This is a genomic window from Bradyrhizobium sp. ISRA442, from assembly GCF_038085055.1.
GTDB lineage: Bacteria > Pseudomonadota > Alphaproteobacteria > Rhizobiales > Xanthobacteraceae > Bradyrhizobium.
Window position 1 is genome coordinate 180,912 of the sequence record NZ_JALGCN010000001.1, and the last position, 12,243, is coordinate 193,154.

9 protein-coding genes are annotated in these 12,243 nt (G+C 65.7%); all 9 read right to left on the reverse strand.

The features are described 5' to 3' along the window. Window positions 1–183 precede the first annotated feature (183 nt). The gene (lpxC, locus tag MTR72_RS00815) at window positions 184–1,146 is read right to left on the reverse strand and encodes a UDP-3-O-acyl-N-acetylglucosamine deacetylase (RefSeq protein ID WP_280965830.1); all 963 of its coding nucleotides are present in this window, start codon (window positions 1,144–1,146) and stop codon (window positions 184–186) included. 363 nt (window positions 1,147–1,509) lie between these two features. After that, complete coding sequence (gene ftsZ / locus MTR72_RS00820; RefSeq protein ID WP_341509988.1) at window positions 1,510–3,306, reverse strand: cell division protein FtsZ; 1,797 nt, start codon at window positions 3,304–3,306, stop codon at window positions 1,510–1,512. Between the two features lie 87 nt (window positions 3,307–3,393). Next, window positions 3,394–4,716, reverse strand: coding sequence for a cell division protein FtsA (gene ftsA, locus MTR72_RS00825; protein ID WP_280965832.1), 1,323 nt, complete (start codon window positions 4,714–4,716; stop codon window positions 3,394–3,396). Then, window positions 4,713–5,726, reverse strand: a complete 1,014-nt coding sequence (locus MTR72_RS00830) for a cell division protein FtsQ/DivIB (RefSeq protein WP_341509989.1) — start codon at window positions 5,724–5,726, stop codon at window positions 4,713–4,715. The genes ftsA and MTR72_RS00830 overlap by 4 nt, the downstream gene beginning before the upstream one ends. Window positions 5,727–6,074: 348 nt before the next feature. Beyond that, the gene (locus MTR72_RS00835; RefSeq protein ID WP_341509990.1) at window positions 6,075–7,061 is read right to left on the reverse strand and encodes a D-alanine--D-alanine ligase family protein; all 987 of its coding nucleotides are present in this window, start codon (window positions 7,059–7,061) and stop codon (window positions 6,075–6,077) included. Between the two features lie 89 nt (window positions 7,062–7,150). Further along, the gene (gene murB, locus MTR72_RS00840) at window positions 7,151–8,068 is read right to left on the reverse strand and encodes a UDP-N-acetylmuramate dehydrogenase (RefSeq protein WP_341509991.1); all 918 of its coding nucleotides are present in this window, start codon (window positions 8,066–8,068) and stop codon (window positions 7,151–7,153) included. A gap of 187 nt (window positions 8,069–8,255) precedes the next feature. Next, window positions 8,256–9,659, reverse strand: a complete 1,404-nt coding sequence (gene murC, locus MTR72_RS00845) for a UDP-N-acetylmuramate--L-alanine ligase (protein ID WP_341509992.1) — start codon at window positions 9,657–9,659, stop codon at window positions 8,256–8,258. A gap of 171 nt (window positions 9,660–9,830) precedes the next feature. Further along, window positions 9,831–10,931: an undecaprenyldiphospho-muramoylpentapeptide beta-N-acetylglucosaminyltransferase gene (gene murG / locus MTR72_RS00850; RefSeq protein ID WP_341509993.1), complete on the reverse strand. Its 1,101-nt coding sequence runs from the start codon at window positions 10,929–10,931 to the stop codon at window positions 9,831–9,833. A 113-nt stretch (window positions 10,932–11,044) separates the two neighbouring features. Continuing rightward, the gene (gene ftsW, locus MTR72_RS00855; RefSeq protein ID WP_341509994.1) at window positions 11,045–12,196 is read right to left on the reverse strand and encodes a putative lipid II flippase FtsW; all 1,152 of its coding nucleotides are present in this window, start codon (window positions 12,194–12,196) and stop codon (window positions 11,045–11,047) included. Window positions 12,197–12,243: the final 47 nt, after the last annotated feature.

The window sequence follows — 12,243 nt, forward strand, 5'->3', positions numbered from 1 at the left end:
AGATTGTCCGTGGCGCCCTGCCAATGCGACCACGCCGATGTATCCAAAAAACGATCGTTAACCGACCCGGATAGGTGCGCAATTCGCCCGGATTAAGGCGGCCACGCGTCATGGTAGCCGATCATGGTTACCAGGAGTTTCGCGGGTGCCGCAGGCCACCGAATACCCGTGGCGACAGGTCCTTCAGGACACGTCCGGCCCGTAGGCCGCGGCAATCCGGCCACCGACGATGCCGCTGCCGACCTCGACGACCGGACGGGTGGTGCGGCGGGCCGCCTCGCCATCGACCACACGCCACGCGGTACGGTCGCGGAGGAGCGCGGTCAGAACAGCGTGGTTGAGCTTGTGGCCGCCGCGAACCGAGCGGTAGGCGCCGAGCAGCGGCAGGCCGGCCAGCGCCAGATCGCCGATGACGTCCAGAACCTTATGGCGCACGCATTCGTCGGCGTAGCGCAGGCCCTCTGGATTGAGCAGCCGCTCGTCGTCGAACACGACGGTATTTTCGAAGGAGGCGCCGAGCGCATAGCCTGCGCTCCAGAGCCGCGCCTGGTCGCACATCAGGCCGAAGGTCCGAGCGCGGCTGACTTCGCGACGGAAGCGCTCCGGATTGAGCTCGAGCGCAAAGCTCTGCTTGCCGATCACGGGATTGGCGAAATCGATCGCAATCTCGGCGCGGAACCCGCCGGCATAAGGCCGCAGTTCGCCGAAGGAATCACCCATCGCAACCGAAACCGGTTTCAGAACCTGGATGAAGCGGCGCTGCGCCGGCTGGGTGACGATCCCGGCCTGCTCGATCGCCGCGACAAAAGCCGCGGCGCTGCCGTCCATGATCGGCACTTCCGGGCCATCGATCTCGATGATGGCGTTGTCGACGCCCATGCCCCGCAGCGCAGCAAGCACATGCTCGGCAGTGGAAACCAGCGGGCCGTCACGGTCGCCGAGAACGGTCGCAAACTCGGTCGCGATCACCTGCTCGGCGGTCGCCTGAACTTCACGGTCACTTCCCTCAAGGCCGGTGCGGACAAAAATATAACCTGCATCGACAGGTGCAGGTCCGAGCGTGAGGGTGACGGGAGAACCGGAATGAACGCCGACGCCGGCCACTGTGGCTTGCGCACGAAGCGTTGTTTGCCGGCTAAATTTCATCAGGAACCGCCCCACCAAGACCCAACTGCGACTTATACAAGACCCGACTGATCGACCCCCGTCGACCGTGCGAATCTTCGTATCCCCAAGTCGTGGTGAACCATAGTCACTGCCCTAAACAGCGCCAACTCACGCTTTTTTACCGATTGTTACCCCAACTCTGCCGTATTCGCGCCAAGGCTTAACCAAATTGCGCCGACGTTGAGGGCGGCTACCGGCACTTTTACTGAACCACCGAAAGCATAATTAATGATTTAAAATCAGTTGCTTGGGCGCACAATCCAGACCCGCATGGTGAAAATGGAAAGGCCCCGGCAAGCTTCCCGCCGGGACCTTTTTTCGTCTGCCTTATTGTAACAATCCTCAGGTCGCCTGCCGACGCAGGAAGGCCGGGATATCAAGATGGTCGTCTCCCTGTGGCGCCGGCGCAACAGGCGCGGGGCGACCATGGGCGTCCAGACCTTGCGGCGCCGGACGGCGGGCATATTCCGATACCGGCTCATTGGCCGCGATCTGCTGGGCGACGTTGCGCTGCGGCTTGCGCTCGGGCAGCGGCGGCATCGCTGGACCGGCGGTACGGGCCGTGACCGGCGGCTCGCTCTCTTCGTCGCGGCGGCCGAGGCCGACATTGGCGAGGCGCTGGAGCAGCGACAGGCGGGTCTTCTGCGGGTGCTCCTCCTCGACCTCACCGCGAGCCTGGCGAATCTCGGCCTGGGCCGGCATCGGCAGTTCCTCCAGGCGCGGCATCCGCGGCGCGCGCACCGGCGGGCGCTCGGCCTGCGGCGGGATGAAGGTGTCGGGCGTCATCGGCTCCTGCATGGCGTGCGGGGCCTGCTCAGGCTCCGGGAACAGGGTGGGCTTCTGCGCGATCGGACGCACGGTGACGTCGCCGTAAGAGGCGGGCTGCACCGGCGCCGCCGGAACGTCCGGAGCAACAGCGGCGGCGATAGCGGCGAGTGCGGCCCGCTCGACCTGGGGACGCGGCGCGATCGGGGCTGCCGGCGCGGGCGCGCCAGGCGGAATGTGCGCCTCCAGTTTCTGGGCGCGCTCGGCGAGGCGCTGATTGTCGGCACGCAGGCGCGCGGTCAGGTCAGCGAGACGACTCTCGGCAGCCGCAGCCGGAGCCGCAGGCTGGGCCTGCGGGGCCGGGTTCGCGACGGGAGCGCTGGTCGCCTGGCTGTTGCGGGCGATCGCAGCCTGCTCGATGCCGGTGGCGACGACCGAGACGCGGATCAGGCCGTCGAGCGCTTCGTCGAAGGTGGCGCCGACGATGATGTTGGCGTCCTGGTCGACCTCCTCGCGGATGCGCGTGGCGGCTTCGTCGACTTCGAACAGGGTCAGGTCCTTGCCGCCGGTGATGGAGATCAGCAGGCCCTTGGCGCCCTTCATCGAGGAGTCGTCGATCAGCGGGTTGGCGATCGCGGCTTCAGCGGCCGTCAGCGCGCGCTTGTCGCCGGAGGCTTCGCCCGTGCCCATCATCGCCTTGCCCATCTCCCGCATCACGGCGCGAACGTCGGCGAAGTCGAGATTGATCAGGCCTTCCTTGACCATCAGGTCGGTGATGCAGGCAACGCCCGAGTAGAGCACCTGGTCGGCCATCGCGAAGGCGTCGGCGAAGGTGGTCTTCTCGTTGGCGACCCGGAACAGGTTCTGGTTCGGGATGATCAGGAGCGTGTCGACGACCTTGTGCAGCTCGTTGATGCCCGCTTCCGCGGTGCGCATGCGGCGGCCGCCTTCGAAGTGGAACGGCTTGGTCACCACGCCGACAGTGAGGATGCCCATCTCGCGCGCGGTCTTGGCAATCACGGGAGCAGCACCCGTGCCGGTGCCGCCGCCCATGCCGGCGGTGACGAACACCATGTTGGCGCCCGAGAGATGGTCACGCAGCTCGTCGATCACCTCTTCCGCAGCAGCCGCGCCGACGTTGGGCTGCGAACCGGCACCGAGGCCTTGCGTCACCTGCGTGCCCATCTGCACGATGCGCTGCGCCTTCGACATCGTCAGCGCCTGCGCGTCGGTGTTGGCGACCACGAAGTCGACGCCTTGCAGGCCCGCCGTGATCATGTTGTTGACGGCGTTGCCGCCAGCGCCGCCGACGCCGAACACGGTGATCCGCGGCTTCAATTCGTGAATATCAGGAACATTGATATTGATGGTCATGTTTGCCTCTCGATCACGCGCGCGTGGGTTCGCCCCGGCCGGCGGCCGCGGGAGTTGGTGAATTTCGAAGATTGCGGAACCGGTTCATCAGAAGCCCTCGCGTAGCCATCGTCCAACCTTTCCGAAATAACCGCCGGTCCCTGTCCTGACCTGCTGCCGCGTATGTCGCGGTTCGACATGTTCGAGATGAACATATTGCGGGTAGACCAGAAGCCCGGCAGGCACCGCGAAGGCGGCGTTCTTCGCCTCGTTGGGCAGCCGGCCGAAGCCAAGCGGCCGTCCGACCCGAACCGGCCGGCCGAGGATCTGCGTTCCGAGTTCGACGAGACCGGTGAGCTGCGAGGCGCCGCCTGAGAGCACGACACGCCCCTTGGGTTCTGCCGCGAAGGGCGAATCCTTGAGCCGGTCCCGGACCATTTCGAAGATCTCCTCGGCACGGTGCTTGACGATGGTGGCGATGGTGGCGCGGGAGACGATCTGCGGCAGATCCTGCTCGTCACCGGCAGTCGGCACAGACATCAGCTCACGCGAGTCCGATCCGCCGGTGAGGACGGTGCCATATAACGTCTTGATTCGCTCGGCATCGGCAATCGTCGCCGAGAGTCCGCGCGCGAGATCCATCGTGATGTGTTGTCCGCCGACAGCAAAGCCCGCAGCATGCACGAAATGGCCGCCGGAATAGACAGCGATCGTCGTGGTGCCCGCGCCCATCTCGATGACGGCAGCGCCAAGATCGGCCTCGTCGTCGGTCAGCACCGACAGGCCGGCCACATAGGGGCTCGCCGCCATGGCTTCGACATTGATGTGGCAGCGCTCCACCGCCAACATCAAGTTCCGCGCCACATTGGCATCGCAGGTGACGACGTTCACGTCGACGCCGAACTGGCGAGCGATCATGCCGCGGGGATCGCGGATGCCCTTGACGCCGTCGAGCGTGTAGCCGACCGGAAGCGCGTGCAGCACGGTGCGGCCCTCGCCGGTGGCGTGGCGCATGCCCGCCGAGGTGACGCGATTGACGTCGGCCGGCGTGACCGCGCCGCCGCGAATGTCGGCCGCAGCCTCGACGAGCTGGCCGGCGAGCCTGCCGCCGGAGACCGACAGCAGCACGGACTCGACTTGCACCTTGGCCATCTTCTCGGCGAGCGCGACGGCCTGGCGCACTGCTTGTTCGCATTCGCCGAGATCGATCACCGCGCCGGCCTTCATGCCGCGCGCCTGGATCTGGCTGTAGCCGATCAATTCCACCGCATGAGTGCGGCCGCGCAGGGCTTCGCTCGGCGCCGACGGCTTCAGCCGCGCGATCATGCAGGCGATCTTGCTGGTGCCGATGTCGAGGCAGGCGACGAGGCCGCCGCGGTTGTGCGGCATCGGGCGGGTCTTCGGCGTCTGGGTGCGATCGAGACCGGTCATGCGGAATCCCCGGCCTTCTTCTTCGACTTTTTGTCCTTGAACTGCTCCTCGCGCGCCTTCGCGGCGTCGTCGGAGAGCTGCACGATCAGCCGATCCGGCAGGCGCATGTCGACCGCGACGATGTCGCGGGAGAACAGCTTTTCGTCCTTGTCGAGCTTGGACAGGGCCGCGAGCGCGTTGCCGACGTCCTGTTCGGGCAATCGGACGTCGAGGCCGTCCTTGAGCCTCAGGTTCCAGCGCCGCTCGCCGACGAAGATCGCGGCTTTGGTCACCGAATTGACCTGCGGATAGCGCGCCAGCAGCGCGAGGAAATCCCTTGCCTGCGTCTCGGCGCCCTTGCCGACCACGAGCGGCAGCGACAGGAAGCGGCGCGAGACATAGGGCTCGAGCACGGCACCGTCATCGGCGATCACGGAGAGCCGGCCACCCTCCTGCCACAGCGCGAACGCCTTGCGCTCGGTGATCTCGATCATGAGCTGGCCCGGATAGAGCTTCAGCACGGTCGCATCGGCAATCCACGGATTGGCCTTGAGCTTGTCGCGGACGTCGTCGGCGTCGAGGAACAGCAGCGAGGAGCGGCCGCTGACGCCGCCGACCGCGAGGATCTCGTCCTGGCTGAGCTGCTTGCGCCCGTTGATCACGACGGAGGTGATGCGGAAGCCGGCGGAGTTGGCCAGCGCATTGCGGGCGTCGCTGACGGCGGTGATGAAATCCTGGAGGTGGCCGCCCTTGACGATGCCGAAGCCGCAGCTTCCGATCAGCAGCAGCACGGTCATGCTGATTCCGACCCGGCGCGGCAGATAGCGCTCGACCAGCGCGACCACCCGCGGCGGCGGCTCGCGCACGACGACGGCCTTGGCCTTGATCTTGGTGGCAGCGCGCTTCTCGTCGCGCTTCTCCTGCACCCACTCGCGCAGAAGTACGACCGCTCCAACAGCGGCCGCCTTCAAGTCAGCTTCGGGCCTCAGCGATCTGAAAAGCGACCGGGTGAGGCTGCCTGCACCATCCATTGCACGAGCTCGTCAACAGTTTGCCCGCGACATCACGCGGATCCTGGCGAACATGACGTCTCGGTCTTGCCGGGCCGGGTGCTGGTCTTCAGCAGAAGAAGCCTCTCCCGTTCAAAGCGTTCGCTGGAGGCGGGAACCCCGCAACCCCTCACGCGCCGGCAGCCAAAGCGCCATATGCGCCGCCAGCGTTAACCTTCGGACTTCCTGGTAAACAAAAGGTAAAATTCGTTAACGCGGGACGCTTTTTGCCCCGCTCTTTGAGGCATTTATGCCGCGATATCCGGCAATTTACCGGTTTTAGCCCCCAAACCGGGCGCTTTCGCCCGTCGGCGGATTAACCAATCCTAATTATTTCCGCACCCGCCGCTCGGCGAGCGCGATCAGGCCGCGCAGGAAGTCGACGAACTCGATGCCCTCGGCCTTCAGCGCCTTGGGGTAGAGCGAGGATTTGGTCAACCCGGGGAGCGTGTTGGTCTCGAGATAGACGAGGCCCTTTTCCGCGACGATGAAGTCCGACCGCGAATAGCCGGTGCAGGACATCGCGCGGTGCGCCAGCATCGCCTGCTCCTTCAAAGCGGCGGTGACCTCCGCCGTGAAGCGGCCGGGGCAGATCTCCTGGGTCGACTTCAGGAGATATTTTGCCGCATAGTCGAAATTGCCCTCGCCCGGAATGATCTCGATCGGAGGCAGCGAGATGATCGAGCCGTCCGGCCGCTCGAGCACGCCGCAGGTTGCCTCGACGCCGGCAATATAGGGCTCGATGACGTATTCCTCGAGCTTCGCCGCATTGCGGACGGCAACGAGGTCCTGCTTGGCGTTGACGAAGATCAGGCCGTAGCTCGACCCGTCGCGCGCCGGCTTTGCGATAAGCCGGCCGTATTCGGCGAAGGCCTCGTCGATGTTGTCGAGCGCGACGCCTGCCGGCGGCGTCACGCCGCCGAGCGCGGCAAAATGCTTGGCTGCGATCTTGTCGAAGGCAAGGTGCGAGGAGGCCGAGCCCGATCCGGTGAAGGGCACGCCGCGTGCTTCGCACATCACCTGCAATTCGCCGTTCTCGGCGCGGCCACCGTGCAAAGCGAGCACCAGCACGCGGTCCTCTGCCTTGGCCTGATTGAGTGCTTGCTCCAGCGGAACGCCGCGCGTGCCCGGTTTGAACTCGTCCTCGAAGGGACGGGCGTGCTCTTCGAGCTGTTTCGACGAGACGACATGCACCCTGTCCTGGATGTCCCAGAACCAGAGATCAGCCTCAGGCAGCGCCTGATGCAGCGCCTGGGCCGACGCGACCGAAACCAGACGCTCTCTGTTGGATCCGCCGAACAGGATGGTGATGCGCATGTTTTCAGTTACCTATCCAGTCGTCATTCCACATTGCGCAAGCGCGCAATGGGGATGTGCCGTAAGGCGCAGGCCCGGAATGACGGTGATCATGGAATCCCAATCCGCTTGATTTCCCAGTGTAGCTCAATTCCGGAATTCGCCTTCACCCGTTCGCGCACGGTCTCGCCGAGCGTCTCGATGTCATGACCGCTGGCATCGCCCGTGTTGATCAGGAAGTTGCAATGCATTTCCGAGACCTGCGCGCCGCCGACGCGCAAGCCGCGGCAGCCGGCGGCGTCGATCAGCTTCCAGGCAGAGTGGCCGGGCGGATTCTTGAAGGTCGAGCCGCCGGTCTTCTCCCGGATCGGCTGCGCGGTCTCGCGATGGCTCTGGACCTCGGCCATTCGCGCGCGGATCGCCTCCGCATCCCTGATCGCTCCGTGAAAGCGCGCGGAGGTGAAGATGATGGAGGGATCGACGCCGCTCCTGCGGTAGACGAACTTCATCTCGGCGTTGGAGAAGACGTGCTTCCTGCCGTCACGCGCGACGCCGGTCGCTTCGACCAGAACGTCCTTGGTCTCGCCGCCATTAGCGCCGGCATTCATGCGCAGCGCGCCGCCGATCGTGCCGGGAATACCGAAGTAGAATTCGAGCCCGCCGATGTTGGCACTCGCCGCCACCTCCGCCACGCGCTTGTCGAGCGCCGCCGCGCCGGCGATGACGACGTCGCCGCTCGCGCTCACTTCGCCAAACGCGCGCGGCGCAAGCCGGATCACTACGCCGGGAATGCCGCCATCGCGCACAATGAGATTGGAGCCGACGCCGACCACATAGACGGGAATGTCGCGTGCAAGATGCGCGAGGAAATAAGCGAGGTCGTCCTCATCCGCAGGGGTGAACAGCACCTGCGCAGGACCACCGACGCGAAACCAGGTGAGCTCAGCCAGCGACTGGTTGGCAAGCAGCCGGCCGCGAAGGTCAGGCATCGCGGCTTTGAGGTCGGGCGTGATGTCGGGGAAGGTCATGCCGCATCCTCAAGTGAGGGAGGCATCATCTCTCCGTTCCCTCCCCCCTTGCGGGGGAGGGTCAGGGAGGGGGGTAGCCCCAAGCGAGGTCGGAGTTCGTGACTACCCCCCTCCCCCGCCCTCCCCCGCAAGGGGGGAGGGAGCGCAGCGTTCCTGGCGGCAAGCAGTGAATGCAACATCGCCGCCCTCACCCCAGCGCCTTCAAATCGCCGGGCAGCGCGTACGCCCATTGCGTGATGTTGCCGGCGCCGAGGCACACGACGAGATCGCCCGATGCGGCGAGCCCCTTGACGATGCCCGCGAGATCGGACGCTGCCGGCAGCGGGATCACCTCGCGGTGACCGTGGGCGCGTAAGCCCGCGACGAAATGATCGCGGTCGATGCCCTCGACCGGCGTCTCGCCGGCGGCATAGACGTCGGCGACGATCACCGCATCCGCATCGTTGAAGCAGGTGCAAAACTCCTCGAACAGCGATTGCAGGCGGGTGTAGCGATGCGGCTGCACCACGGCGATCACCTTGCCGTTGTAGGAATCGCGCGCGGCCTTGAGCACGGCCGCAATCTCCACGGGATGATGGCCGTAGTCGTCGATGATCGTGACGCCGTTCCACTCGCCGGTCTTGGTGAAGCGCCGCTTCACGCCGCCGAAGCTTGCAATCGCGCTGCGGATCTTGTCGTCGGAAATGCCGAGCGCATGCGCGACGGCAATGGCCGCTGTCGCGTTCGACGCGTTGTGCCGGCCGGGCATCGGCAGCGCGAGATCGGCGATCTCGTGGGTGGTGCCGGCCTTGCGGTCGCGAATCACCACCTTGAACTTCGAGCCGCCGCCACCGGCGGTCAGATCGACCAGCCGCGCATCGGCCTGCGGGTTCTCGCCATAGGTGATGATGCGGCGATCCTCGATCTTCCCGACCAGGCTCTGCACGACGGGATGGTCGATGCACATCACGGCAAAACCGTAGAACGGCAGATTCTCTACGAAATGGCGGAACGCGTCCTGCACCGCATCGAACGTCTTGAAGTGATCGAGATGCTCGGGATCGACGTTGGTGACGATCGCGACGTCCGTCGGCAGCTTCAGGAACGTGCCGTCGCTCTCATCCGCCTCCACGACCATCCAGTCGCCGGCCCCTAACCGCGCGTTGGAGCCGTAGGCGTTGATGATGCCACCATTGATGACGGTCGGATCGAGGCCGCCGGCATCGAGCAGCGTGGCGACCATCGTGGTCGTCGTTGTCTTGCCATGCGTGCCGGCAATCGCGACGCAGCTCTTGAGCCGCATCAGCTCGGCCAGCATCTCGGCGCGGCGTACCACCGGAATGCGCCGCTCGCGCGCCGCCATCAGCTCCGGATTGTCGCGCTTGATCGCCGAGGACACTACGACGACCTCGGCACCGCCGACATTCTCCGCCTTGTGCCCGACCGAGATCTTGGCGCCCTTCTTGCGCAGACGTTCGACATTGTAGTTGTCCGAGGCGTCCGAACCCCGCACGGCATAGCCGAGATTGACCAGCACCTCGGCAATACCGCTCATGCCGATCCCGCCGATCCCGACGAAGTGGATGGGTCCGATCTCGCGCGGCAGTCTCATATAGGTTCCTCACGGTCATCGTTCCACCTTGTGCGCCCTTGCGCACTGGGTCGGACGATCCAGTACTCTGCGAAGCCTGAGATTCAATTCAGCCTGCGCCGGTTACTGGATGCCCCGCTTTCGCGGGGCATGACAAGGGGCATTTTTGGTCATTCCGGGGCAGACCCGGCGTCAGATTCCCGCGACTTTGACCACCAGATCGGCCAAACGCTCGGCCGCGTCGAGCCGGCCGGCGCCGCGGGCGGCCTCGGCCATCGCGGCGAGCCGCGCCGGTTCGGCGGCGAACGCGGAAATCTCCGACGCCAGCCGGTCCGAGGTGAATTCGGTCTGCGGGATACGGATCGCGCCATCGACTTTGGCCAGCACGCCGGCATTGGCGAACTGGTCCTGGTCGATCGAGCCGGGCAGCGGCACCAGGATCGAGGGCCGCCCGATCGCGGCGAGCTCGGCGACCGTTCCCGCACCCGAGCGCGACACCACCAGATGGTTGGAGGCAAGCCGTGCGGGCAAATCCGCAAAGAACGGCGCGAGCTCGGCATTGATCTTGAGCTTGTCGTAGACGGCGCGCACACGCGTCATATCCTCCTCGCGCACCTGCTGGGTGAGGATCAGCCGGCCCCACAGCGCCGGCTCGAGCCGCTCGATCGCGCCGGGCACGATATCCGCCATGATGCGCGCGCCCTGGCTGCCGCCGACCACGAGCAGGCGCAGAGGACCATTCGGCTCCGGCGCGGTGTACTTTACGGCCGCTGCCGCGAGGATGGCGGGCCGCATCGGCGTGCCGACCGTCGTGGTCTTTCCGGCCAGCGCCGGATCGCGATCGAGCACGCCGGGCAAGGACGTCGCGATCGCGCGGACGCGGCGCGACAGGAAACGGTTGGCGCGGCCGAGCACGGCGTTGGCGTCGTGGATGATGCCGGGCACGCCGGCCAATTTAGCCGCGACCAGCGGCGGCAGCGTCGGGTAGCCGCCGAAGCCGACGACGGCGACCGGCTTCAACCGTTTGATCAGAGCGAAGGCGGCCAACGTGCCGCCGGCGAGCGTGAGGCCGGCATAGGCGAGCTGGAACGGGTTGCGGCCTCGCGCGGTCTCGCTGCTGACGACGTCGATCATGTCCTTGCTGAACAGCCCGCTGTAGCGCAGCGCGCGCTCGTCCGTGACGAGGCGTACGCGAAAGCCGCGCCGGATCAATTCGACGCCGAGCGCCTCGGCCGGGAACAGATGGCCGCCGGTACCGCCCGCGGCGAGAAGAATCAGGGGGGACGTGTCCATGGGCCTCCTTTTACAGGCCCTCCGCCGTCATTGCGAGCGAAGCGAAGCAATCCAGAATCCCTCCACGGACACATTCTGGATTGCTTCGTCGCTTCGCTCCTCGCAATGACGGGTTACGCGTAGCTACGCATCGCCTCGGCGCGGCCGCTCGCCTCGACCTCGGTGCGCGGGCGCAGCCGCGTCAGCGCCAGCATCATGCCGACGCCGTAGGCCAGCGAGACGATCGAGGAGCCGCCATAGGAGATGAACGGCAGCGTCATGCCCTTGGCGGGGATGAGCTGGAGGTTCACCGACATGTTGATCGCGGCCTGCACGCCAAACAGGATCGCAAGCCCCGACGCGGCGAAGCGCGAGAACATGTCGTCATTGGCATAGGCGCGCGATAGCGTGCGGATGACGACGAAGGCGAACAGCGCGAGCATGGCGAGGCACAGGATGATACCGAACTCTTCGGCGGCGACGGCGAACACGAAGTCGGTGTGGCTGTCCGGCAGGCTGCGCTTGGCAATGCCCTCGCCCGGTCCGAGCCCGAACCAGCCGCCGTTGTAGAAGGCTTCCATCGCAGTATCGACCTGGAAGGTGTCGCCAGAGGCCGGATTCATGAAGCGCTTGATACGACCCGCAACGTGCGGAACAAAAAGATAAGCGCTGAACAGGCCGGCAGCGGCGGCGCCCGCGAGGCCGAACACCCAGATCATGCGCATGCCCGCGATGAAGAACAGTGCGCCCCACACCATCAGGATCAGCATGGTCTGGCCGAAGTCGGGCTCCATGACGAGCAGCGAGACCAGCATCAACAGCAGCACCAGCGCCATCGAAGTTGCCGGCATTTCCGGCCGTTTTGTCGACTCCGCGAACAGCCAGGCCGCGATGACCACAAAGGAGGGCTTGGCGATCTCGGAGGCCTGGATGTTGACGCCGAGCAGCGTGATCCAGCGCCGCGAGCCCTTCACCTCCGGGCCGATCGCGAGCGTCACCACGATCAGGATGATGCTGATCGTAAAGATGATCAGCGCGCTGCGCCGGATCGACCGCGGCGACAGGAAGGAGACGCCGACCAGCACAATGAAGGATGGCGCCAGGAACATCACGTGCCGGCTGAAGAAATGGAAGGGATCGAGCCCGATGCGGGTCGCCACCGGCGGGCTTGCCGCCAGCGACAGGATCACCCCGGTCAACATCAGTGCCAGGATGGCGCCGAGCAGCGGCTTGTCGACGGTCCACCACCACTCGGAAAAGGGGGTGCGTTCTTCACGGGAGAGCATGGGCGACCGGCTTTCGGACAGAGGTTGTCCATTGGTCGCCGAGGTTG

Coding starts and splice junctions, on each gene's coding strand:
- MTR72_RS00830 (WP_341509989.1), bottom strand. CDS start 5,726: ATGGATGGTGCAGGCAGCCTCACCCGGTCGCTTTTCAGATCGCTGAGG.
- ftsZ (WP_341509988.1), bottom strand. CDS start 3,306: ATGACCATCAATATCAATGTTCCTGATATTCACGAATTGAAGCCGCGG.
- ftsA (WP_280965832.1), bottom strand. CDS start 4,716: ATGACCGGTCTCGATCGCACCCAGACGCCGAAGACCCGCCCGATGCCG.
- MTR72_RS00835 (WP_341509990.1), bottom strand. CDS start 7,061: ATGCGCATCACCATCCTGTTCGGCGGATCCAACAGAGAGCGTCTGGTT.
- murG (WP_341509993.1), bottom strand. CDS start 10,931: ATGGACACGTCCCCCCTGATTCTTCTCGCCGCGGGCGGTACCGGCGGC.
- murC (WP_341509992.1), bottom strand. CDS start 9,659: ATGAGACTGCCGCGCGAGATCGGACCCATCCACTTCGTCGGGATCGGC.
- lpxC (WP_280965830.1), bottom strand. CDS start 1,146: ATGAAATTTAGCCGGCAAACAACGCTTCGTGCGCAAGCCACAGTGGCC.
- murB (WP_341509991.1), bottom strand. CDS start 8,068: ATGACCTTCCCCGACATCACGCCCGACCTCAAAGCCGCGATGCCTGAC.
- ftsW (WP_341509994.1), bottom strand. CDS start 12,196: ATGCTCTCCCGTGAAGAACGCACCCCCTTTTCCGAGTGGTGGTGGACC.